Consider the following 22,739-nt stretch of genomic DNA (forward strand, 5'->3'; position numbering starts at 1 on the left):
ACGATACCGCGCGGCAGGTCCGCAAGAGGTGCTGTAGACCCGAACGAAGCCGACCGGAACAGCCATGGACTTGCCATCACATGGCCGAAGTGCCTGGCGCCTGGGCCGCCCTTGCCGGCGCAATGGCCAAACTCGCAGGGTGGGGCCTTGAACAGGCCCTTGACCGCCAGGACGGTCCGCTGTCCCACCAACACCATGGGGCAGAGGACCGATAGCTCCTGGGGAGCCCTCGGAACGGATGGCCATCCGTTTCCGGGGGCTTTCTTAGGTCATCCTCTTGCCACGAGCCGGGTGCGCCCGGCCGCACACAGGACACGATAGCGCGTGGCGGGTCCACAAGTGGATTCATCCGTCACGCCATTGCCCGGCGAATCGCGCTGGCCGCGTACACGACACCGAGCATCACCGCGGTGCCGATCAGCAGCGCGACCGGAGGAAGCCCCGCAGGCGTGCCATGGGCGTCGCGGATGGCTCCCATGAAGTCGATCGGGGCCATTCCATTGACCGTTCCGTACCACAGGGGCAGATAGACCGCCTGGAAGAGCCGGTGCGTACGGCTCAGTGAACCCAGCGCGAGGGCGAAGGAGGGGATGAACAGCGCGCCGCAGAGCCAGTGCAGCAGCCCCTGTTGGTCGTGGCCGACCAGCATGCGCACTGCTGGGCCGATGCCGCACACAGCGGTCAGGAGGACGCCCGCAGCCCATTCCGTCACCATCCGCAGCCGGGCCGAAGGATAGGCGCCGAGGATGGCCTCGACTCCGTGTTCGTGCCGCTGGGTGCCGAGGCGCGACCACAGCACCACGGGCCAGATCCAGGCGAGTGGGAGCAGGATCCGGGTGACGCCGGACACCGGGTTCGCCATCTGGGCGATGAGGGACAGGGCGAGGACAACAAGCCACCACCAGACCGGAGTTCCCTGGATGAGGATCCGTACCTCGCCGAGGAAGAGCCGCAGCACGGGGTTGCCCTGGCGGACCACGGTGCGGGGGCGGCCCTTGAAGGTGTCGGCCCGCTCGGCGGAGTAGTCGACGGCCGTAGCGGCCGCCGGGGCCTGCTGTTCGCGGGAGCGGGCGGGGTCGAAGCGGGGGAACCACACGGTGGGGGTCAGCGCCAGGGCGAGCGCGATCGCGACGAACGCGAGCCTGCCGAGCAGGAATTCGGCGCTCGGGTCGAAGCCGTGCCAGGCAAACGTCTTCAGCGGCTTGTCGATGGCGGTCAGGCCCAGGCTGAACTCGCCGATGTGCTTGATGTCGATGCCCTGGGCCTTCATGTCGGCGCCCAGCGACTGGACGACGCCGTGGACGCCGATGCCGCCGAGCGGCGCGTTCGGCGACTGGCCGCCGAGCGCGATGCAGGCCCACAGGAAGAACCACACGATGTTGCCCATGCCCGCCCGGAGCGCCGGGACGGCCTCGAAGAGCAGTGCGGCTGCTGCCGTCAGAACCATCAGCGGCAGTGCGATGAGCACGAACGGCGAGAGCAACTCCACGGGATCGACCGTCATCACCTCGCCGCGCGCGAGCTGCATGACGACGGCGGTGACGACGAGCACGCCGAGCATGGAGGAGAGGACGAGGACACTGCTGAGGAACTTGGCCGCCAGATAAGAGGAGTTCTTCAGCGGCGTGGCCGCGAGGAGACGGCCCACGCCCGTGCTCTCGTCCCGGGTGATCCCGTTGCGTACGACGTAGAAGCCGCCGAGCGAGAGCCACACCGCGCTCGCCAGGGCGACGACCATGCCGATGTAGGCGCTGTTGTACTCACCCCGATAGATGCCGATCTGCATGACGACCCAGCCGGCCTCCTTGCCCGGAGTGGCCAGGTATCCGAGGCCGATCGCGGCGGCGAGGATCGCCCCGTACGCGGGGCGCCGCACGCGGTCCCAGAAGTCGGCGACGGCGAGTGTCCACAGCATCATCGCCGCACCGCCGGTACGGCCTGGTTCACGATGCCCAGGTACGCGTCCTCGAGGTCGGGCGCCGCTTCCTGCGCGCCCGCGTACGGAGGCATGGGGGACAACAGCCGCACCCGCACGCCACTCGCGCCACGGATCATCCGGCTGACCAGGTGGCGTTCCCGGATCGCCGGGATGTCAGCCGGGTTCGCCAGGATCTCCCACACCTGGCCCTCCACAGCAGCCAGCAACTCCTCAGGCGTGCCACGGCGTTGAAGCCGTCCCTGGGCGACCACGGCGATGTCGGACGCCACCGACTCGACGTCGGAGACGATGTGCGTGGAGAGCATGACCACCCGGTCCGAGGCGAGGTCGCTCAGCAGGTTGCGAAAGCGTACGCGCTCCTCCGGGTCGAGGCCTGCCGTCGGCTCGTCCACGATGATGACCTGCGGGTCGGCGAGCAGGGCCTGGGCGATGCCTACGCGCCGCAGCATGCCTCCGGAGTACTTGCCGAGGGGTCGCTTGACGGCCTCGGTGAGGTTGACGAGCTCCAGCAGCTCGTCGATGCGGGCGCGTGCCGTACGCGCCGACACGCCCTTCGCCGCGGCGCAGTAGCCGAGGAACTCCCGCGAGGTGAGGTTCGGGTACACGCCGAAGTCCTGCGGTAGGTAGCCGAGGACGCGGCGCAGCGCGTCGGGCTGTGCCACGACGTCCGTACCGTTGAAGAGGACCTTGCCGGAGGTGGGGCGGGTGACGGTCGCGGCGATCCGCATGAGCGAGGACTTGCCCGCGCCGTTGGGGCCCAGCAGGCCCAGCATTCCGTTGCCTAGGCGCATGGTCATGGAGCCCACGGCGCGTTTGCCGCCCCGGTAGACCTTGGTGACGTCGACCAGTTCAAGCATGGGGCGTGCCCTTCAGGCTTGTCTCGCGGCCGTTGCGCAGGACCTTGACGGTCTTGGGCACCTCGACCCGGAAGCGCACGTCGCAGTTGGCGAACGACCCGCACTTGGCCTTGAGTTCGAGGTCGTTCCCGGACAGCTCCCAGGAGGCGTGCTTCTCGGCGCCCAGCTTGGCGTCGAACCAGCGCGTCACCTTCACGTCCTTGCGGTCCGTGGGGACGAGGTCGGTGGGTATCTCGTGGGACTTGACGTTCAGGGTGCGTCCGCTGAACGGGAAGGTCTTCGTCTCGGGGTCGGCGTCCTTGGCGCTGGCGCACGCCGTCAGGCCGACAAGGGCGGCGACGGACGCGACCGCCACCGCACCCTTTGTGAACGTGCGAGGAAACACGGCTGCCTCCGGTTCTCATCTCTGGGGATGTCCTCAGGATGGTTCGCGGAGGCGGCGCGCACATCAGCCGTTGGACAGAGATCCGTGGACCGGTTTTCCGGCGGGCGCGGGCAGCGTCCCGACGACACTCCAGCCGTCGCCGGACGGGCCGGCGGTCAGGGTGCCGCCGAGGATCGCGATCCGTTCGGTGAGCCCGACGAGGCCGGTGCCTCCTCCGTCGCGCTCCCGGTGCGGGGTGGTGCCGCGACCGCCGTCGTCGGCGATCCCGACCCGGAAGGACGGGCCGTCGGTCGTCCGGTCCACCGTGACGGTGACCAGACCGGCGGTGGCCGCGTGCCGCCGGATGTTGGTCAGGGCCTCGAGCACCACCGTGTACGCCGCCTCGTCGATCTCGCGCGGCAGTGTCCCCACCAGGTCGTCGTCCAGCCGCAGTTCGGCGCGGACCGAGCCGGACTCGGCGAACCGCTCGACGAGGCCGCGCAGATCCCCGAGGCCGTACACGCGGGTGGCGGGCTCCTGCGCCTGCGTGCCGGGGTGTTCCTCGGCATCGCGCAGGGCTTGCAGGGTACGGTCCAGCGAGTCCAGCGCCCGTGTTCCGGAGTCCTCCAACCGCTCCAGGAACGCGTCGTACTGCTCCGGTTCGTAGGTGTCCGCCCGGGCCGCCTGGACCTCCAGCACCATGCCGGTGAGTTCGTGGGCGACGAAGTCGTGGAGCACCCGGGCCAGGTGCAGCCGCTGTTCGCGGCGGGCGCGGAGCACTGCCTGCCGTCGGCGCTCGTCCGTCCTGCGCAGATAGCGCGCGATGGCAACGGCAATGGCGACGGGAATCCCCGTGAGCAGTACGGCGGTTACGGACGCGTTCCAGCCGAGGACCGGGTTGCGCAGGGTGCTGCGCAGCGGCAGCGCCAGCGTGGTGAGTACGCACGCGAGCCCCAGGGCGAAGGCCTGCCTCGGCGGCGGCGTATGCCGGATCAGGCGCCCGGTGAGCACCAGAAGTGCCGTCATCTCGAAGGGCATCCACAGCCCGGCCGGCCGGAAGTTCCCCGGGTAGACGAGGTCCACCAGCACGGATATCGCCATGGCCGCACCGGCTGCCATGGCGAACGTGATCTGTCCGCGGGGCCACCGCGTCATGACGGCCAGGACGACCGCCGTGGTCGCAAGGGCGAGCAGCACCCCGCTGGGCGGACCGGCCAGAGTCAGTACGCCCAGCACCACCGCCGCCGCCCCGTGCAGACAGCCGGGGCGGCGGATCCTCGATCGCTTGTCCACGCTCACGGCCGGGCGTACCCCAATTCCCAGGAACGGACGGCTATGCCGACCCGGTTGCGTACGCCGAGCTTGCGCTGAACGCTGGCGACGTGGGTCTTGACGGTGCCGAGCGAAATGAACATCTCGCTCGCGATGTCGGCGTTGGTCAGCCCCTCGGCCACCTTGCCGGCGATCTCGGTCTCCCGCTTGGTCAGCGGTTCGACGAGCGCCTGCCGCTCGCCACCAGGGGCGCTTCTCGTGACATGGCGCAGGAGCCGTACCGTGATCGACGGACTGATCAGGCTCTCCCCCGCCATCGCGGCACGGACCGCCTCCACGAGCAGCGCGGGTCCCGAGCGCTTGAGCACGAACCCCGACGCACCGCTCCGCAGCGCCGGATAGACGTACTCGTCCAGGTCGAACGTCGTCACCACGACCACCCGCACGGGGAATTCCGCGTCGGCGGCCAGGAGTCGGCGCGTCACCTCCAGCCCGTCCATGCGGGGCATGCGGATGTCCACGAGGACAACATCGGGGCGCACGAGCCGGGCCGTCTCCAGCCCTGCCACTCCGTCGGCGGCCTCACCCACCACTTCGATGTCCGGCTGGGCCTCCAGGATGCGCCGCAGGCCGCGGCGCACCATGTCCTGGTCGTCGATGATCAGCACGCGAATCGTCACGGCGGGATTCTCTCAAGCTCCCCGGAGATCCCGGCCGGCCGAGGGCGCACTCGGGGACGCCTATGGGTTCGCACATAAACTGCACATGCGCTCAATCACGGGCCGAAGTCGGCCTGAACAGTGCAGCATTGAGCACCACTGATCTGCGCACGCCTTCATCGGCACCCAGTTGCTAAGGTCACCGACGACGCACTCTCGTGCGTCTCCTCCCCACGGGACTACTCGCGTCCGGATGCTCGCCGAGGGCACCCGGTACGGGTGTCCCCGGGGCACCCGCCGGCTACGGGTGCAACCACCCGATGGGGAGGAGACGCCTATGGGGCGTCATTCAAAGGAGCAACCGAAGCGGATCAACTGGGCAGCTGTCCAGCGCCGCGCGAAGTACTTGGCCTGGGCCGCCCTTGCCGGCGCCATGGCCAAACTCGCAGGATGGGGCCTCGAACAGGCCCTTGACCGCCAGGACGGTCCGCTGTCCCACCACAACCATGGGGCAGAGGACCGATAGCTCCCGGGGAGCCCTCGGAACGGATAGCCGTCCGTTTCCGGGGGCTTTCTCATACTTCCATGCAGCGCACCGGGGACGCCCGGCTGCTGCCGGACACGATACCGCCCGAGGCGGACGCTCGGCTCGGTTCTGCCCTGTTCCCTGTCAGCCGGGCCCGCGGAGTTCACGGGCTGACGGCGAGCACGATGTAGGCCGCCAGGAGCGAGAGGTGCACTCCGCCCTGGAGCGGCGTCGCGCGGCCCGGGATCACGGTCAGGGTGCCGACGGCGATCGTCAGGGTCAGCAGCACCATGTGTGTCGCGCCCAGGCCGAGGACCAGCGGGCCGTTGAGCCAGATCGACGCCACCGCGACCGCGGGGATCGTCAGGCCGATGCTCGCCATGGCCGAGCCCAGCGCGAGGTTGAGACTGGTCTGCACCCGGTCGCCGCGTGCCGCCCGCAGGGCCGCGATCGACTCGGGCAGCAGGACCAGCAGCGCGATGACGACACCGACGACCGACGCGGGCAGCCCTGCCGCCGTCACCGCCGATTCGATCGTCGGCGAGACGCCCTTGGCCAGGCCGACCACCGCGATCAGCGCGACGAAGAGCAGGCCCAGGCTGGTCAGCGCGGCCCGCGCCGAGGGCGGCTCGGCGTGGTCGTCGGTGTCGATGACCTCGCCCGAGGACGTCACCGGCAGGAAGTAGTCGCGGTGCCGCACCGTCTGCGTCGCCACGAACAGCCCGTACAGGATCAGCGCGGCCGCCGCGGCGAAGACGAGCTGCGCGGGTGAGAAGCGCGGTCCCGGAGTGCTGGTGGTGAACGTCGGCAGGACCAGGCTCAGGCCCGCCAGCGTCGCCACCGCCCCGAACGCGGCGCCCGTCCCCTCGGCGTTGAACACCGCGACCCGCCGGCGCAGCGCGCCCACCAGCAGACACAGGCCGACGATGCCGTTGCACGTGATCATCAGGGCGGCGAAGACGGTGTCGCGGGCCAGGGTGCTGCTCTTGTCGCCGCCGTCGGCCATGAGCGTCACGATCAGAGCGACCTCGATGACGGTCACCGCGAGGGCCAGCAGCAGCGACCCGAACGGCTCCCCGACCCTGTGTGCGATCACCTCCGCGTGATGCACGGCGGACAGCACCGCGCCCGCCAGCGCACACCCCACGAGCACCACCAGCCCCGCCGATAGTGATCGTCCCCAGGTCAACGCCAGGACGACAGCTGCCACCGCCGGCACGTACAGCGGCCAATGCGAGACAAACGAGCGGAGCTGGATATTCACGCAACAAGCGTCGCATATCCGCCCAGATCGGGCCCTTCAGCACCTTCGCGCCTTCAGTGCCTTCAGCGCCCGGCCGTCTTCAGCCCCTCCAGCTCCGCCCTCCACAGCCGGATGTACGCGATCAGCTGATCGCGGTCGTCCGCGGGGACGGAGCACTGCGTGGCGCGCAGCCGCGCCGCCTTCTCGGCCGCCGGAGCGGCCTCGTACTGGACGGCAAGGCGTGCCGCCGTCTCCGTGAAGATGTCGTACAGGACGGCGTTTTCCACGTTCTCGTAACGCAAGGGCTCGCTGCGTAAGGGCTCGCTCAAAGCCACTTCTTCCACACCTCCGGGTGGGATTTAACCCACCGCTTCGCGGCCTCTTCGGTGGACAGTTTGTCCTCGGCCATCAGCTGGGCGACCTCGTTCTGGTCGGCCTTGGTCCATTGGAACTTCTTCAGGAAGCGGGCGGCGTCGCCGCCCTTCTTCGTGAATTCGGTGTTGAAGAACTTCTTCAACGAGGTGGTCGGGTAACCGCAGTTGACGGTGGACGGGTCCTTGACACCCTTCTCCGCGCACTCGTCCGTGTTCGGAGGGAGCTTGACCTCGACCATCGGTACTTCGTTGAAGAGCCACTGCGGCTCGTACCAGTACGTCAGGAAGGGCTTCTTGTCCTTCGCGAACTGCTTGATCTGCGTGATCTGTGCGGCTTCCGAACCCGCGAAGACCACCTGGTAGTCCAGGTTGAGGTTCTGCACCAGCGCCTTGTCGTTGGTGACGTAGGACGGCGAGCCGTCGAGGAGCTGGCCCTTGCCGCCGCTCTCCGTCGAGCGGAGCATGGACGCGTACTTGTTGAGGTTCTTCCAGTCGAGGACGTCCGGGTGGGCGTCGGCGAAGTACTTGGGGACCCACCAGCCGATGTGGCCGGTGACCCCGAGTTGGCCGCCGTCCGTGACGGTCTTCTTGTCCTGGACGTAGCGCTTCTCCTGGTCGGGGTGGCCCCAGTCCTCGAGGATCGCGTCGACGCGGCCCTGGCTGAGCGCGTCCCAGGCGGGCACCTCGTCGACCTGGACGGTGTCGACGCGGTAGCCGAGTTCGTGCTCCAACAGGTACTGCGCGACGGCCGCGTTGGCGCGGGCGCCGACCCAGGACTGCACGGACAGGGTGACCGACTTGGCGCCGGCGGCGTTCGCGTAGGGCGAGCCCTGCTTGGTCATGTCGGCGGCGCCGCAGCCGGTGAGGGCGAGCAGGCCGAGGGCGGCGGCCGCTGTCAGTGTCTTACGAGCCATCACGCGCTCCCTTCGTCGGCTGGGTGACCCGGTCGAGCATCAGCCCCAGGCAGGCGATGGAGACGCCCGCGACCAGGCCGGTGGCCAGGTCGCCCTGGGCGAGGCCGAAGACGACGTCGTAGCCGAGGGCGCCGCCGCCGACGAGGCCGCCGATGATGACGACGGAGAGGACGAGCACCACGGCCTGGTTGACGGCGAGCAGCAACTCGGCCTTCGCGAGCGGGAACTGGACGTGCCGCAGCTGCTGTCCGCCGGTCGCGCCCAGCGAGCGGGAGGACTCGAGCGCGGCCGGGTCGGCCTGGCGCAGTCCCTGGCCCGCGATGCGGATGACGGCGGGCAGCGCGTAGACGATCGCGGCAGCGGCGGCCGGGGCACGGCCGACGCCGAACAGGGCGACGACCGGGATGAGGTACACGAACTGCGGCATCGTCTGGAAGACGTCCAGGACGGGGCGCAGCAGGCGCTCGAACCGTTCGCTGCGGGCCACGGCGACCGCGACGGCGAAGCCGAGCAGCAGCGTGACGCCCACGGCGGCGATGACCTGGGACAGGGTGTCCATGGCCTCGTCCCAGCGGCCCAGCACGCCGATCACGGCGAGCGAGAGGACCGCGGTGAGGGTGGTGCGCCAGGTGCCCAGCGGCCAGGCGAGGGCGGCGACGAGCAGGAGCGCCGCCCACCAGGGGAGGCCCTGGAGGCCGTCGCGCAGCGGGTCGAGGACCCAGCCGGTGTAGTGCGCGGCCCAGTCGGCGGTGCCGCCGATGCCGGGGATGCCGGTGTAGAGGTGGTCGACCAGCCAGTCCTTGGCCTGGTTGACCGGTCGCGCGATGGCGACGGTCCAGGTCCCGGGCCAGGTCTGGCCGCCGACCAGGGCGGCGGCTACGACCGTTGCCAGGCCGGCCGCCCAGGTGAGCAGGGTTCGGGTGCGGGCCGGTGGGTGGCTCTGCGCCCACCCTCCCCCACAGCCTGAACGGCGTGGGAGGTGCCCCCATCGCCCTGCGGAACGACTGCCCGCAGAGCAGCGGTCGAAGACGATGGCGAGGAGGACGATCGGGATGCCCGCCGTCAGGGCCGCGCCCACGTCGACCGTGGACAGGGCCTGATAGACGCGGTCGCCGAGGCCGTCCGCGCCGATGACGGAGGCGATGACGGCCATGGACAGGGCCATCATGATCGTCTGGTTGACGCCGAGCAGCAGCTGCCCGCGGGCCATCGGGAGGCGGGCCGTGAGCAGGCGCTGGCGGCCCGTGGCGCCGAGTGATTCGACGGCCTCCAGGACGCCCTTGTCGGTGGAGCGCAGGCCGAGCGCGGTGAGCCGGGCCATGGGCGGGGCCGCGTAGACGACGGTGGCGAGGACCGCGGGGGCGACGCCGATGCCGAAGACCAGCACGACGGGCAGCAGGTAGGCGAAGGCGGGCAGCGCCTGCATGGTGTCGAGGACGGGCCGCAGCGCGCGGAACGTACGGTCCGAGAGCCCGGCCGCGAGGCCGAGCAGGGCGCCGACGGCGACGGACACGGCGACGGCGACGACCATCAGCGCGAGCGTGCGCATCGTGGGCACCCACATGCCGAGCAGCCCGCACGCGGCGAACGAGGCGAGCGCCGTGACGGCGGCCCGTACGCCGGCCGCGCGCCAGGCGATCAGGCCCGCTGCCGCTGTGACCCCGGCCCAGCCGAGGGCGAGGAGCACGACGTAGACGACCCGGACGGCGCCGATGATCGCGGCGCTGATCCAGCCGAAGAAGTAGAGGAAGAGCCAGTGGTGGTCGCGGTTGTCGACGATCCAGTCACCGGCGTGCTTGAGCGGGTCGTTCAGGGAGACGGTCAGCTCGTGCGGCCAACTGCCGCTGCCCCACAGGGCGTTGGCGACGGGTGCGAGCACCACGCCGACCGCGAGGACCGCGAGGACCTTGCGGGCGGCGGGCTGTCTCAGCCGCGCGGGTACTGCGAGAAGACTGGTACTGCTGGTGGTGCTCATGCCGCGGCTTTCTCGATCCTGTCGAGGCCGGCCGGGTCGCCCGGGCCGTCGAGGCCCGCGACGACGCGGAGCAGGCACTGGAAGTCGACGACACCCACGCACCGGCCCTGGTCGACGACGCGGGCGGGGCTGCCGTCGCGGGCGACGACGTCGATGGCGTCGGCGACGGTCGTGCCGAGGGGCACCACCGGGCCGCCGTCCGCGTCGCCGACGGCGACGGGCCGCATGGCGCGGCGCACGGTGATGACCTGCTCGCGGGGGACGTCGCGGACGAACTCGCGAACGTAGTCGTCGGCCGGGGAGCCGACGATCTCCTCCGGTGTGCCGCACTGCACGAGGCGGCCGTCGCGCATCAGCGCGATGCGGTCGCCGAGGCGCAGGGCCTCGGAGAGATCGTGGGTGATGAAGACCATGGTGCGGCCCTCGTCGCGGTGGAGGCGGACGACCTCCTCCTGCATGTCGCGGCGGATCAGCGGGTCGAGGGCGCTGAACGGCTCGTCGAACAGCAGGACTTCGGGGTCGGCGGCCAGGGCGCGGGCGAGGCCGACGCGCTGCTGCTGGCCGCCGGAGAGCTGGGCGGGGCGGCGCTCCTCGAAGCCGGCGAGGCCGACCTTGTCCACCATCTCGGCGGCCTTGGCCCGGCGTTCGGCCTTGGCGACGCCCTGGATCTCCAGGCCGTAGGCGACGTTGTCGAGGACGGTGCGGTGCGGGAGCAGCCCGAAGTGCTGGAACACCATGGCGGCGCGGTGGCGGCGCAGCTCGCGCAGGGAGTTCTTGTCCATCGCGCACACGTCCTCGCCGTCGATGGCGATCGTGCCGGCCGTGGGCTCGATGAGCCGGGTCAGGCAGCGGACGAGCGTGGACTTGCCGGAGCCGGAGAGGCCCATGACGACGAAGACCTCGCCGGGTCGGACGTCGAAGGAGATGTCGCGCACGGCGACGGTGCAGCCCGCCTTGCGGCGCAGTTCCTCGGGCGACAGCCCGGCCAGTTCACTGCCCGGAACGCGCTCGGCCTTCTGGCCGAAGACCTTCCACAGGTTGTGCACGGAGAAGACAGGTTCGGTCGCAGGTGCGGCCACAGGTGCAGTCACAGGTGCAGTCACAGGTGCAGTCACAGGTTCGGTCATTGGGAATTCCCCTTCCGATCATCGCCCCGCACAAGCATTTCCGCGCACTTCTCCCCCACCATCAGCACACCGATCATCGGGTTGACGGCGGTCATGGTCGGGAACACCGACGCGTCGGCGATGCGGACGCCCTCGAGGCCTCGGATGCGCAACGCCGGGTCGACGACGGCGAGTTCGTCGTCGGCGGCACCCATGCGGCAGGTGCCCGCCGGGTGGTAGACGGTGTGGGCGACCTTGCGGGCGTACTCGCTGAGCCCCTCGTCGGAGGTGATCTCCGGGCCGGGGCAGACCTCGCGCTTGAGCCAGGAGGCCAGCGGCTCGGTCCGCGCTATCTCGCGGGCGAGGCGGATGCCGTCGACGAGGGTACGGGCGTCGTAGTCATCCTCGTCCGTGAAGTAGCGGAAGTCCAGGGCGGGTTTGACGGACGGGTCCGCGCTGGTGAGGTAGAGGCGGCCGCGGCTGTGCGGCTTGGGGATGTTGGGGGTCATCGACACGCCGTGCTCGGGCTTTTCGTAGCCCAGGCGCTCGGGGTTGTCGGTGAACGGGATCTGGTAGAAGTGGAACATCAGGTCCGGCCCGTTCGAGGCCGGGTCGCGCCGGACGAACAGTCCCGCGTCGGAGTCCATCGCCGAGTTGTCGGGGATGGGTCCGTCCGTCTCCCACACGATCACGGACTCGGGGTGGTCGAGCAGGTTCTCGCCGACGCCCGGCAGGTCGTGGACGACCGGGATGCCCAGCGCCTCGAGGTCGGCCCGGGGGCCGATGCCGGAGTGCATCAGCAGCCGCGGGGTGTCGACCGCGCCCGCGCAGAGCAGGACCTCGCGCCCGGCCTCGATCAGCAGCTCGGTGCCGTCCTCGGTCCATGCCCGTACGCCCGTCGCGCGGGTGCCGTCGAGTTCGAGGCGGTGCACCCAGGTCTCCAGCAGGATACGGAGGTTGGGGCGGTCACCGGCCTCCATGTGCGGGTGGAGGTAGGCGACGGAGGCGGAGGAACGCTTGTTGTTCTCCGGGTGGTAGGCGAGGTCGAAGAAGCCGACGCCCTCGTGGAAGGGCTTCTTGTTGAACCCCTCGACGCGCGGCACGTCCGTGGCCTGCCGCGCGGCCTCGACGAAGTCGCGGGCGATCGCGTTGCGGTCCTTCTCGTCCACCGCGACGATGTTGTTGCGCAGCCGGTCGAAGTACGGGTCCATGGACTTCGCGTCCCAGCCCTCGGCCCCGGCCGTCGCCCACTCGTCCCAGTCGCCGGGCAGCGGCTTGAAGGAGATCAGGGTGTTGTGCGAGGAGCACCCCCCGAGCACCCGCGCCCGGCTGTGCCGGATGTGCGAATTGCCGCGCGGCTGGGGCGTCGTGGGGTAGTCGTAGTCCAACTCGCCGCCGAGCAGGCCGAGCCAGCGGCGCAGCGTGAGCACGTCGTCGCGGTCGATGTCGGAGGGGCCGCCCTCGATGACGACGACACTCGTCCCGGGGTCCTCTGCGAGCCGGGAGGCGATGACGGATCCGGCCGTTCCTCCGCCGACCACCACGTAGTCGGCAACGATCTTCTCGGGCGTCTCGGGTGCGGGGGGCATACGGGGGCTACTCCTCGAAGTGGGCGGTGCGGTCGTGAAAGGCGAGCTGGGGTCAGCCGGTTGAGGTCAGCCGGCGAACCAGCGCACGGGGCGCGGCGCGAGGTTCTGGTAGATGTGCTTGGCCTCGCGGTACTCGGCGAGCCCCGAGGGGCCCAGTTCGCGGCCGATACCGGACTTGCCGAAGCCGCCCCACTCCGCCTGCGGCAGGTAGGGGTGGTAGTCGTTGATCCACACGGTGCCGTGGCGCAGCCGTCCGGCGACGCGGCGGGCGCGGCCCGCGTCCTTCGTCCACACCGCGCCGGCGAGCCCGTACTCGGTGTCGTTGGCGAGGGCGACGGCCTCGTCCTCGGTGCGGAAGGTCTCGACGGTGAGGATGGGCCCGAAGGTCTCCTCGCGTACGACCTTCATGCCGCGGTGGCAGTTGTCGAGGACGGTGGGCTCGTAGAAGTAGCCGGTGACGGGCCGGTCGTCGGAGGGCTTGGGCCGTCCGCCGCCGCTGCGCAGCACGGCGCCCTCGCCGAGTGCGGAGGCGACGTACGCCTCGACCTTGTCGAGTTGCGCCTCCGAGACGAGCGGGCCGCACTCGACGCCCTCGGCGGTGCCGCGGCCGAGCCTGATCCGCTGGGCGCGGCGGGCGAGTTCGGCGACGAAGCGCTCGCGCACGGACTCCTCGACGATGAGGCGGGAGCCCGCGGAGCAGACCTGGCCGCTGTGGATGAACGCGGCGTTGAGCGCCTGGTCGACGGCGGTGTCGAAGTCCTCGTCGGTCTCGCAGGCGTCGGCGAAGACGACGTTGGGGTTCTTGCCGCCGAGTTCGAGGGCGACCTTCTTCACGGTGGGCGCGGCGGCGCGCATCACGCGCGTACCGCTGGAGAGTCCGCCGGTGAACGAGACCAGATCAACGCCCGGGTGCTCGGACATCCGCGCGCCGACGGGGTCGCCCGCGCCGGTCACGATGTTGGCCGCCCCGGCCGGAAGCCCGGCCTCGACGAGCAGCCGGATGAGGTGCACGGTCGAGAGCGGGGTGACCTCGCTGGGCTTGATGACGAACGTATTGCCCGCCGCCAGCGCGGGGGCAATCTTCCAGCTGGCCTGCAGCAGCGGATAGTTCCACGGCGTGATCAGCGCACAGACGCCGACCGGCTCATGCACGACGACGCTGTGCACCTCGTCCGAACCGGCGTCGACGACGCGCCCGCCGCCCTCGTTGATGACGAGGTCGGCGAAGTAGCGGAAGGCGTTGGTGACGTCGTCGACGTCAACGCGCCCTTCCTCCAGGGTCTTTCCGGTGTCGCGGCTCTCGATGAGCGCGATCTCCTCGCGGTCGCGCTGGAGCAGGTCCGCCACGCGCCGCAGCAGCGCGGCCCGTTCGGCGACGGGCGTACGCGGCCAGGGTCCTTCGTCGAAGGCGCGGCGAGCGGCGGCGATGGCCGCGTCGGTGTCCTCGGTCCCGCCCTCGGAGACCACGGCGAGGGTCGTGGCGTCGGCGGGGTCGAGCACCTCCCGGTGCGCGCCGGACGCGGCTGCGCGCCACACCCCGTCCACGTGGATCGTCTCGACGTGGCTCGTCATGTTCTTCCGTCCTCCGGTTGGGCCGACAACGTGCCGCGCCTAACCGAATGGGACGAAGGTATGCCTGTTTTCTTGCAAAAAGTGACCTGAATCACTGAGCGTTGACGGTTTCACGCCTCACTGAGGGTCCCTGTTGGTGCAGGTGAGCCAGGACCGGGTGATCGTCCTTGCCTGATCAGCCTGTTCAGGCGTGATAACGCCTTCCACGTCCGGAACACGCCCCAGATGGTCCACCAGTCGTTCGCGCTCATCCGCGCTGACGACCCAGATGGACGACGTGGAGGATCCGTCGTCATGCCAGTCGAGCACGCTCACGGTATGCCGATCGGTCATCACGTCCTCCCAGCCCCTCGCACGGCTTCGGCCTCAGATCACCCTGACCCCGGAGGCCTGCGGCCCCTTCTGGCCCTGGGTGATCTCGAACTCCACCTTCTGCCCCTCGTCAAGGGAGCGGTAGCCCCCTCCGGCGTCGATCTCCGAGTAGTGGACGAAGAGGTCGGGCCCGCCGCCATCCTGCTCGATGAAGCCGAAGCCCTTCTCGGCGTTGAACCACTTGACTGTCCCTGTAGCCATGCCCCCTCCTCGGGGGTGAGGGCGGCGCCCCACTTGAAGTGCGCCGACACAAGCGGTGCCGTCACATCTACGCCGATACCGGCACAAATGCGACCACCAAGCCTCACGGTACCGCCGCCGCCCCAGCCGGGCCATGCGAGTGCCAGCGACGCCCGTGACCTGCACGTCTTCTTGCGCGTACGGGCGCCATGGACGCCGAGAACCCCTGTCAGACGCCCTGGCCACCGCTGCGAGGTACAGGTGCCACTCAGTCCGCTGTCACGCGCTCGGCGAGGAAGTCCTCCCAGGTCCGCTGTCCGACCGAGGCGCCCTCCAGGGCCAGGTTCTCGCCTGCGCGGTAGGCGCGGCCGACTTTGCCCGGCATCCGGACGGGCAGCAGCATCCGGTGCTTGCCGCGCGCCTGCAGATAGCCGCGGCTCAGGTCGCCCAGGCCGTACACCTTCGGGCCGGTCAGGTCGGGCACCAAGGCCGCCGGCCGAGGGCCAGTTCCATGAGGCGGGCGGCGACTTCGCGCGCGTCGACCGGCTGCCAGCGGAGGCCGACGACACGGAAGGCCAGTTCTCGCTGCTGGAGGTAACCGTGGCGAAGGACATCCCTTGGCACACCCACCACCAGGCGGACGAGTGCATTTACGTGCTGGACGGCGTCCTCGAGATCGAGTTCGACGACCGGAAGCACCTGGCGTCGAAGGGGACCTTCGCCCTACTGCCCCGCGGCGTCCCGCATGCACTCCGCCGCGCCTCCGACCCGCCCCCTCGCGTCCTGCAGATCTCGTCGCCCGGAGGCTGGGAGCACTACGTCGAGGACCTGATCGAGGCGGGGCCCACGGTGTTCACCGACGGGCAGTTGGACCCCGCGAAGATCAACCCCATCGCGGCCAAACACCACATCAGCTACCACGAGCAGAAGTGAGTGCGTTCGCATAACGGGCATTGAGGCTCCGGCCACGCCGACATCCTCTGCGCGCGGTGGCGGAGCCTCAGCCGCGACGTGACAACGGCCGTACGGGTCAGGGAGGTCGGGACGCCATACCCGGCCCGTGCGGCCCTGTCCCATCCTGTCTTCTGCGGCCCGTCCCGTACACGTCTCGACGATTTGATCGAGGAGCTGACCGACCCGGGTAGCGCCCGACGCGAGCGCTACCCGGGGGCCTCACTTCCACGGGTCGGTGAACGACCGGCCGGGCACCGGCTTGGCGATAAGCGCTACGGGGATGAAGAAGTTGACCTGGCCAATCGCGAACATCAGCGTGGCGAGCGCCTTCGCTTCATAGTGCTCGGCTGCCTGCGCATACAGCTCGTTGGAGACCCTCTCACCATCTGCGGACGGCTGAAGTACAGCCTCCACAAGTGCCAGCGCGGCACGCTCGGCGCCAGTGAAGTACGGCGAGTCCTGCCAGGACGCCACCGACGTGATCCGCTCCTCCGACTCCCCGGCCTTGCGCAGGAAGCCCGTGTGCAGAACAGTCAGGTAGGTGCTGCCGACGATCTGACCAGCACGCAGCTGGACCAGGCTGATCGTGGAGCGCGGTACGGAACCGTTGCCGGTGACCTTGAACAGCGCCGCCGACACCTCCGCCAGCTCGGGGACGAGCTCCGCGGGGTCCTCGGGCATCCGCGGAGCCATCGGGACCTTCGCCGTGATCGAACGTGTTTCCATCGCCGTCTCCTTCAGGCTTTCATGTTGCTGTCACTGACCTGACGGATCGCGACAGAGAAATGTGACCGGCGGAAGACAGTCGTTCTTGGCCAGGCAAAAGCCCGGGTCCCAGCAGTGTCAGCGAGCAGCGCTCTCGCCACCGTGATCTCAACTCAGAACAGGCCCTCGGGCCCTGGCCACCATCGGCCCCGCTGGGGTTGCCCGGTCAGACCTTGAACTCCTCGTGCGGGACCGCGCGTTCCCATACCGCCTCGAAGGCGGTGGCGCAAAGCTTGATCACGGCCGCGGATTCGCTGATCTGCGGATCCAGGGCAGCGCCATCGCCCGTGAAGATGTTGAAGCTGACAACCCGTTCGTCGATCAGCCAGAAGTCATTGCCCGGCAGGGCGATGTCCGATGCCGAACGGCGTGGAAGCCACCTCACCAGTTCGCCCGCGCCAACGTTGACGGACGTGCCCGCGTGCTCGTACCGGATGTACTCGGACACCGGCTCCGACACGATGCGCGCCCGGCGCATCACCACGCCACGCCCCACCGTGTCCTTGACGAGCTTCACCCAGCCACGCCAGTGCGCGGACTCAGGGTCGTTCCGCGCGATCCCATCCCTCTTCCACGCCGCGTAGTCGTCGCGCTCCTCGTCGACGCCGTAGGCGTCTCGCATCTCCAGGTGAACGGCGGACCGTTGGGCCGAACCCAACAGCTCTGCGAAGTCGGCCAGCGTCTGGGCCATGCTCACAGCTCCTTCGGGCCGGTGTCGGTCCGGCCATCGGTTGACGTTCAGTGCGGGGCTTACTTCTGTGTCCAGAAAGCGGTCAGGCCGGTCGGTACTCCTCATGGGGCACCGCCCGCTCCCACACCGCCTCGAAGGCCGATGCACAGAGCTTGATCAGCGACGGTTCGGTGACGACTTCCTCGGCAGTGAACTGGCCCTCCCCGCCGAAATGGTTGACCACCACCGTGGAGTCGTCCAGAAGCCAGAAGTCATTGCCCGGCAGGGCAAGACCAGTGGCGTGGTGGCGAGGCAGCCAACGGACCTGCTCTCCGGCCACGATGTTGGTGAACGTCAGGTCGTACTCGAACTGCACGTAGTCGGAGACCGGTTCGCTGATGACGCGGGCGCGGCGGACCTCCACACCACGCGTCGTGGTCTGCTGCATCAGGGTCAGCCAGGGACGCCACCACGACTCCCGGTCGGCCGGGTCGTCCCGGTGCCCGTTCTGCCAGGCCACGAACAGCGGATCGTCGCGCATGTAGCCGTCGCGCATCTCCAGGTGGACCGCTGACCTCTGGGCCGTGGCCAACAGGTCCTCGAAGTCGGACAGTTTCGGGGACACCCACATACCTCCTTCGCCACCGGCACCCGGCCGGCCATCTGCTACGTCCAGCACAGCGGGCACCTGCACACAACCCATCCGTCTCGCAGCCTGCCCAGCTCCTGTACGGGTACTTGCTTGGTTTGCGCCTTGTCCGGGGTGACGCCGGGCTGGCGCTTGTAGACGGTGACCATGGGGGTGCCGTCGCGGCTCGTAGTGATCTTCAAGGCATGCCCCCTGTGCTCCACCGGTTTGCATCGCGCATCTTCCGCACGCCTCTCGCGTCTTGCGGCATCGCTGAGCAACGCGGGTGTCGGACGACCCCCGCCAGCTCAGGTACACGGCAGCGACGCTAGCGATGGCCCGGTGACGCCCTCTACGTTGTTACGCGAGATTGCACGTGAATTACCCGAGCGAGCTAATGGCCTGGGTCACCATGGCGCGAGCTTGCGACCCGTAGACCGCCATCTCCGCCAACTCGGCAAACGCGCGTATGTACAGGGCTACTTCGCTTGGCTCAGTAACGGTCACATCGGCCGAAAGAAGCTCGATCGCAGCCTGCTCGCCATCGAAGATCATGAAAGTTTCAAGTGGCCACATGCGACGAGATGCCGAACGGGGGATGATCCCCAGCGATACGGACGGGAGCGACATCACGGCCAATAGATAACCAAGTTGTCCGGCCATCACCTCGACGCCACCGAAGCCGTAGTACAGGACATCTTCCTCGACGATCAAGGCAAATCGGTGATCTCCCTCACGAATCACATGAGATCGGGCCAAGCGTGCTTCTACAGCCTCTTCAACATCGTTGGGGAGCTGTCGAAAATCGGCAATCGCTGACAGCAACGCCGTTGCATACCCATCCGTCTGAACCAACCCGGGAACAACGTTGGAGCAGTAGACGCGAAAGTGCCGTGTCCTCTCAAAGAGGGGGATCGCCGACTCCTGAAGCCTGCGCAGGCCGGTGCGCTGTTTCCTGCGCCACTCGACGTACATCGAATCGGCAGTGCGGTTGGCAGCAATCAAGTCGGCAGCTTGCGCAGGTGCGTTACAAGTCAGACACCAAGCCCTGATGTCAGCGTCGGACGGTGGTGTCTTTGCGTTCTCGATGCGAGATGCTTTCGCAGCGCTCCAACCAGCACGGGCAGCCAGCTCACGCCCCGTCAGTTCAGCATCCAGGCGCAGGTCGCGAAGCCTCGCAGCGACAGCCTCACGGGCAGCCTGGGCGCTGGATGACGATGGAAGGGGCATGAGAGCTGGCTATCCGCTGGATCAGGTGCTCAGACCTTGAACTCTTCGTGGGAGATGGCACGCTCCCAGACGCCATCGAAGGCTGACGAGCAAAGCTGCGCCACCGCTGGGGACTTCGTCCACTCCTCTCCGAGGTACTGACCATCACCGGAGAAGTACCCGAAGCGGACGATCTCACCGTCGAAGACCCAGCAGTCGTTACCGGGCAACGCAAGGTCAGACGCCTCGCTCCTCGGGAGCCAGCGGACCAGCTCACCTGCTGCGACGTTCATGAACGTTCCGTCGTACTCGAATCGGATGTACTCGCTCACCGGCTCAGAGACGATGCGCGCCCGACGCACCACAACGCCACGAGCTACAGTCTCAGCGATCAGCGAGTGCCATGGACGCCACCACGATGCGCGGTCGGCCGGGTCATGCCGGTGCCCGGCCTTCCAATCGGCGAAACGACCAACCTCGTTGTCCACTGCATAGGCGTCCCGCATCTCCAAGTGGACCGCGGAACGCGTGCAGCGGGCTAGCACATCATCGAATTCGAACTCCGGCCCGTTCTGCTTCATCACACGCCCTCCTGATGGCAGCCACCATGCGCAACGGCAGCCGCACGACCGCTTCATCTTCCGGGATGGGCCCCGTCTTCAGGCACACGTCCCTCACTGCCTCGTCGACCTTCCACCCCTGGAACAGCATCTCCTCCGCCTCAAGGTCTACCCACACAGTCGGGCAGTTCCGCTCGTCCGTGTCGGGGTCCTTGGCGACGAACACCAGCGCCATAACTACCTCCCACAGCGTAGGGGTTACTTCGGATTGCACGAGCTTGCCGCTCACCGGCACTGGTGGTCAACGGCGCACACAAGACCTACAGCGGCGTGAAGACTGACACGCACGCCTCCCATCAAGCCAAGCCGCCACCCCGAAGCGCCAACTGGAGGCACACAAGGCGGCGTTGCGTGTACGGTCAGCCGCATCGAGCTTCGAGAACGAAGCGGCCCCCGCAAGTGTCATCTCAGGACACCGCGGGGGCCTACACCACCAAGGTCACGTAGGAGGACCTGGAGATGCTGCGGCATTTTAGCGTGCCTGAGGCCCGCTTCACCCAAGTTCCGAACGACATCATCCGCCACCCACACCTGAGTTCGGACGCCGTGCGTCTGCTGCTCTGGCTGATGTCGGTGAAGGACACCGCGAACGTGTCGCTCTCCGAAGCGGCCCGCCGTGCCGGGATCAAGAACGCCGCGTTCCAGCGGGCCAAGAAGCAGCTCAAGGCGGAGGGTTACGCCCACGAGTGGCGCCGCCAAGGTGCCGACGGTCGCTGGGCGACCACGCAGCTGATCTCCAGCGTCCCGCTGTCGGCGGAGGACGCGAGGGCCATCCGCGACGGGCACCGTCCTCCTCCGACTGCCGTAAAACCGACCGTCGGCCAGCCGACACCTCGGCCCGTCGGTCGTCCCCAAGAAAACACGGAAAAGGAGAAGGACTCTTACCGCCCACCCTCCCCAGCCCTCGCCCCAACGCCCGCCCTGCATCTGCCCGATGAGCTGGTCGAGCGCGCGGCGCTCGCCCTCGCCTCCGTCTCGCACAGCGAGCGCCGTCTGTGCCTGACCGGCCGGGAGGTCAAGGAGCTCGCCCCGCTCGCCGCCGACTGGCTGCTGCGCGGAGCGAGCGTCCGCGATCTGCGCGCGCAGCTGACCACCGGCCTCCCGGAGCCGGTCCACCACCCGGCGGCGTTCGTCCGCGACCGCCTGGTGCGCAAGATGCCGGAGGCACCGCCAGTGGCCGCCCAGCGACCTGTGTCGGCACCGAAGCAACCGCGCGTGGCGCGCTCGCGCGAGTGCCGGGGCGACCACACGCAGCCGCTCCTCTTCCAGCCCGTGGGGGACGAAACCCTGTGCCGTGCCTGCCGCGTGGCGGACACCTCCGGTGCGGTGGCCGCCACCGCACGGGGCGCGGCGGCCGTACGCGCGGCACTGCGCGGAGCGTGACTCAGTACCCGATCGTGAAGCGCCGCTGGACGAAGCGCGGCAGTTCGACCTCGTCGAGGATCGCCACGGCGGTGTCCTCGATGGAGATGCGGCTGCGCCCGTCGGCGTCGAGCACCGGCTGGTCCCCACCGATCCGGAACCGGCCGGTGCGCTCGCCCGGGGCGATCTCCTCGGCCGGACTCAGGTACGTCCACAGCCGGTTGGACAGGCGCAGGACGTTGAGGGCATCCCGGTGTCCTCGTACCGCAGCGGCGTACTCCCGTGGCAGGCCGAGGTAGTCGAGGCTCTCGTTCAGGTGCTCGTCGGAGTCGGCCCGGACGAGTCCGGGCTCGACCTCGAGGCTGCCCGCGCCGCCGATCACGATGAGCCGGGTGTGCGGCCTGGTGTCCAGCGCCTTCAACAGGGCTCTGGCGGCGGTGGCGTAGACCGTCGGGTCCTCGATCGAGCGCCGGACCGTCTCGGCGAAGTCCTTGGCGGCGTTGCCGGGCTGGAAGCCGCTGATGAGCACGTCCAGTCCGTCGATGACCGCCGTGACGCTGTCGGCGTCGAGGACGTCGACGCTCTTCCAGACGACGTTCTCCCGCTCCTCGCTGATGCGTGAGGCGTCGCGCGTGAACGCCGTGACGCGGTGCCCGCGCCCGAGGGCTTCGGTGACGATGCGCTGCCCGATGGCGCCGGTCGCGCCGATGACTCCTACGTGCATGACTCTCCCCTTGATCGAAGGGCGTTGCCGCCCCGAACATGTGACGCCGTGCAGTGACTGTACGGCGTGAAGTTTTAGCACGGCAAGCAGCAAAGTGACGTTGTAGAGTGCGTGCGTGGCAAGCACCAGAGGACGTCGTGAGCGACTGCGGGCCGAGACCACGGCCGAGATCAAGACCATTGCCCTCGGGCTGATGTCCTCAGGCGGACCCGACGCGATCACCCTTCGCGCCATCGCGCGCGAGATGGGCATGTCCGCCAACGCCATCTACGGCTACTTCGCCACCCGCGACGATCTGGTCACCACGCTCATCCGCGACTTGTACACCTCGCTCGCCGATGCTGTGGACGCGGCGCGCGATGCCCTACCCGCCGAGGATCCGGCCGGCAGGATCCGGGCGTGGGCCTGCGCCTTCCGGGACTGGGCGCTCACCAACCCCGAGGGATTCCGACTGATTTACGGTGCCCCCGTACCCGGCTACCGCCCACCCGAGAGCGGCGCCGCGCCGGAGGCCGAACACCGCATCTGCACCGGCCTCACCCGGCTGGCCGCCGAAGCCTGGCCGCAGGCCGAACCGCTCTACGCGGGCAGCAGCTTCGAGTGGTCCGACTTCGACCCCAAGCTGGTCGACAAGGTGCGCGAGACCTTCCCCGGCCTGCCGCCCGCCGCCGTGGCCGTCGCCCTGCGCATCTGGGGACACCTGCACGGCCTGGTCTCCCTGGAGATCTACGGTCACTTGGGCACACAGACCCCCAACCCCGCCAAGATCTACCGCGAGGAACTCGACCGGCTGCTCCGCTCGCTCGGCCTCACGCCCGCCTGAACGCGCGCCTGTGCGCCCCTGCTTCCTCCACTGCGCCGTCGC

The 22,739-nt window shown here is 69.0% G+C and carries 25 protein-coding genes; 3 read left to right on the plus strand and 22 right to left on the minus strand.

The annotated features are described in order from the left end of the window. Positions 1 to 352: 352 nt before the first annotated feature. The 15 genes from ACV530_RS17275 to ACV530_RS17345 form a co-directional block, all read right to left on the minus strand. Entirely contained in the window at positions 353 to 1,918 is a 1,566-nt protein-coding gene (locus tag ACV530_RS17275; protein ID WP_494333377.1) for an ABC transporter permease, read from the minus strand. Beyond that, the gene (locus ACV530_RS17280) at positions 1,915 to 2,796 is read right to left on the minus strand and encodes an ABC transporter ATP-binding protein (RefSeq protein WP_494333378.1); all 882 of its coding nucleotides are present in this window, start codon (positions 2,794 to 2,796) and stop codon (positions 1,915 to 1,917) included. Before ACV530_RS17280 ends, ACV530_RS17275 begins: the two co-directional genes overlap by 4 nt. Continuing rightward, positions 2,789 to 3,151, minus strand: coding sequence for a hypothetical protein (locus ACV530_RS17285; protein ID WP_494333379.1), 363 nt, complete (start codon positions 3,149 to 3,151; stop codon positions 2,789 to 2,791). Before ACV530_RS17285 ends, ACV530_RS17280 begins: the two co-directional genes overlap by 8 nt. A 93-nt stretch (positions 3,152 to 3,244) precedes the next feature. Next, positions 3,245 to 4,459: a sensor histidine kinase gene (locus tag ACV530_RS17290; protein ID WP_494333380.1), complete on the minus strand. Its 1,215-nt coding sequence runs from the start codon at positions 4,457 to 4,459 to the stop codon at positions 3,245 to 3,247. After that, positions 4,456 to 5,112 (minus strand): response regulator, encoded by a 657-nt coding sequence (locus ACV530_RS17295; RefSeq protein ID WP_494333381.1) that lies wholly within the window; start codon positions 5,110 to 5,112, stop codon positions 4,456 to 4,458. The genes ACV530_RS17290 and ACV530_RS17295 overlap by 4 nt, the downstream gene beginning before the upstream one ends. Before the next feature lie 668 nt (positions 5,113 to 5,780). Further along, complete coding sequence (locus ACV530_RS17300; RefSeq protein WP_494333382.1) at positions 5,781 to 6,881, minus strand: calcium:cation antiporter; 1,101 nt, start codon at positions 6,879 to 6,881, stop codon at positions 5,781 to 5,783. 62 nt (positions 6,882 to 6,943) lie between these two features. After that, on the minus strand, positions 6,944 to 7,189 hold the full coding sequence (locus ACV530_RS17305; protein WP_494333383.1) for a hypothetical protein: 246 nt from the start codon (positions 7,187 to 7,189) through the stop codon (positions 6,944 to 6,946). Next, positions 7,186 to 8,148, minus strand: a complete 963-nt coding sequence (locus ACV530_RS17310) for an ABC transporter substrate-binding protein (RefSeq protein WP_494333384.1) — start codon at positions 8,146 to 8,148, stop codon at positions 7,186 to 7,188. The genes ACV530_RS17305 and ACV530_RS17310 overlap by 4 nt, the downstream gene beginning before the upstream one ends. After that, positions 8,138 to 10,123, minus strand: coding sequence for an ABC transporter permease (locus tag ACV530_RS17315; protein WP_494333385.1), 1,986 nt, complete (start codon positions 10,121 to 10,123; stop codon positions 8,138 to 8,140). The genes ACV530_RS17310 and ACV530_RS17315 overlap by 11 nt, the downstream gene beginning before the upstream one ends. Beyond that, positions 10,120 to 11,250 carry a quaternary amine ABC transporter ATP-binding protein gene (locus ACV530_RS17320; RefSeq protein ID WP_494333386.1) on the minus strand — a complete coding sequence of 377 codons (1,131 nt, stop codon included), beginning with the start codon at positions 11,248 to 11,250 and terminating at the stop codon, positions 10,120 to 10,122. Before ACV530_RS17320 ends, ACV530_RS17315 begins: the two co-directional genes overlap by 4 nt. Next, positions 11,247 to 12,818: a GMC family oxidoreductase gene (locus ACV530_RS17325; RefSeq protein ID WP_494333387.1), complete on the minus strand. Its 1,572-nt coding sequence runs from the start codon at positions 12,816 to 12,818 to the stop codon at positions 11,247 to 11,249. Before ACV530_RS17325 ends, ACV530_RS17320 begins: the two co-directional genes overlap by 4 nt. 66 nt (positions 12,819 to 12,884) lie before the next feature. Next, entirely contained in the window at positions 12,885 to 14,390 is a 1,506-nt protein-coding gene (locus ACV530_RS17330) for an aldehyde dehydrogenase family protein (RefSeq protein ID WP_494333388.1), read from the minus strand. Positions 14,391 to 14,507: 117 nt separating this feature from the next. Next, a complete protein-coding gene (locus ACV530_RS17335) occupies positions 14,508 to 14,723 on the minus strand; it encodes a hypothetical protein (RefSeq protein ID WP_494333389.1) in 216 nt (71 codons plus the stop codon). 33 nt (positions 14,724 to 14,756) lie between these two features. Further along, the gene (locus tag ACV530_RS17340) at positions 14,757 to 14,963 is read right to left on the minus strand and encodes a cold-shock protein (protein ID WP_494333390.1); all 207 of its coding nucleotides are present in this window, start codon (positions 14,961 to 14,963) and stop codon (positions 14,757 to 14,759) included. Positions 14,964 to 15,210: 247 nt separating this feature from the next. Next, entirely contained in the window at positions 15,211 to 15,426 is a 216-nt protein-coding gene (locus ACV530_RS17345) for a hypothetical protein (protein WP_494333391.1), read from the minus strand. A gap of 116 nt (positions 15,427 to 15,542) precedes the next feature. Between ACV530_RS17345 and ACV530_RS17350 the strand changes: the two genes are divergently transcribed. After that, positions 15,543 to 15,875: a cupin domain-containing protein gene (locus tag ACV530_RS17350; RefSeq protein WP_494333392.1), complete on the plus strand. Its 333-nt coding sequence runs from the start codon at positions 15,543 to 15,545 to the stop codon at positions 15,873 to 15,875. 240 nt (positions 15,876 to 16,115) lie between these two features. Here the strand turns inward: ACV530_RS17350 and ACV530_RS17355 are convergent, their stop codons facing one another. The 6 genes from ACV530_RS17355 to ACV530_RS17380 all read right to left on the minus strand — a co-directional run bounded on the left by ACV530_RS17355 (position 16,116) and on the right by ACV530_RS17380 (position 19,963). Further along, complete coding sequence (locus ACV530_RS17355) at positions 16,116 to 16,622, minus strand: carboxymuconolactone decarboxylase family protein (protein WP_494333393.1); 507 nt, start codon at positions 16,620 to 16,622, stop codon at positions 16,116 to 16,118. 205 nt (positions 16,623 to 16,827) lie between these two features. Beyond that, a complete protein-coding gene (locus tag ACV530_RS17360; protein ID WP_494333394.1) occupies positions 16,828 to 17,352 on the minus strand; it encodes a DUF6879 family protein in 525 nt (174 codons plus the stop codon). 82 nt (positions 17,353 to 17,434) lie between these two features. Then, positions 17,435 to 17,956, minus strand: a complete 522-nt coding sequence (locus ACV530_RS17365; RefSeq protein WP_494333395.1) for a DUF6879 family protein — start codon at positions 17,954 to 17,956, stop codon at positions 17,435 to 17,437. Between the two features lie 384 nt (positions 17,957 to 18,340). Further along, a complete protein-coding gene (locus tag ACV530_RS17370; RefSeq protein ID WP_494333396.1) occupies positions 18,341 to 19,189 on the minus strand; it encodes a helix-turn-helix domain-containing protein in 849 nt (282 codons plus the stop codon). Positions 19,190 to 19,218: 29 nt separating this feature from the next. Then, complete coding sequence (locus ACV530_RS17375; RefSeq protein ID WP_494333397.1) at positions 19,219 to 19,749, minus strand: DUF6879 family protein; 531 nt, start codon at positions 19,747 to 19,749, stop codon at positions 19,219 to 19,221. Further along, entirely contained in the window at positions 19,715 to 19,963 is a 249-nt protein-coding gene (locus ACV530_RS17380) for a hypothetical protein (RefSeq protein ID WP_494333398.1), read from the minus strand. Before ACV530_RS17380 ends, ACV530_RS17375 begins: the two co-directional genes overlap by 35 nt. A 302-nt stretch (positions 19,964 to 20,265) precedes the next feature. Between ACV530_RS17380 and ACV530_RS17385 the strand changes: the two genes are divergently transcribed. Next, the gene (locus ACV530_RS17385) at positions 20,266 to 21,171 is read left to right on the plus strand and encodes a hypothetical protein (protein WP_494333399.1); all 906 of its coding nucleotides are present in this window, start codon (positions 20,266 to 20,268) and stop codon (positions 21,169 to 21,171) included. A gap of 1 nt (position 21,172) precedes the next feature. Here the strand turns inward: ACV530_RS17385 and ACV530_RS17390 are convergent, their stop codons facing one another. After that, positions 21,173 to 21,874 (minus strand): NAD(P)-dependent oxidoreductase, encoded by a 702-nt coding sequence (locus tag ACV530_RS17390; protein WP_494333400.1) that lies wholly within the window; start codon positions 21,872 to 21,874, stop codon positions 21,173 to 21,175. Positions 21,875 to 21,989: 115 nt separating this feature from the next. Between ACV530_RS17390 and ACV530_RS17395 the strand changes: the two genes are divergently transcribed. Then, positions 21,990 to 22,697: a TetR/AcrR family transcriptional regulator gene (locus ACV530_RS17395; protein WP_494333401.1), complete on the plus strand. Its 708-nt coding sequence runs from the start codon at positions 21,990 to 21,992 to the stop codon at positions 22,695 to 22,697. The last annotated feature ends 42 nt before the right edge of the window (positions 22,698 to 22,739 follow it).

This window comes from Streptomyces sp. SX-6 (assembly GCF_059089585.1).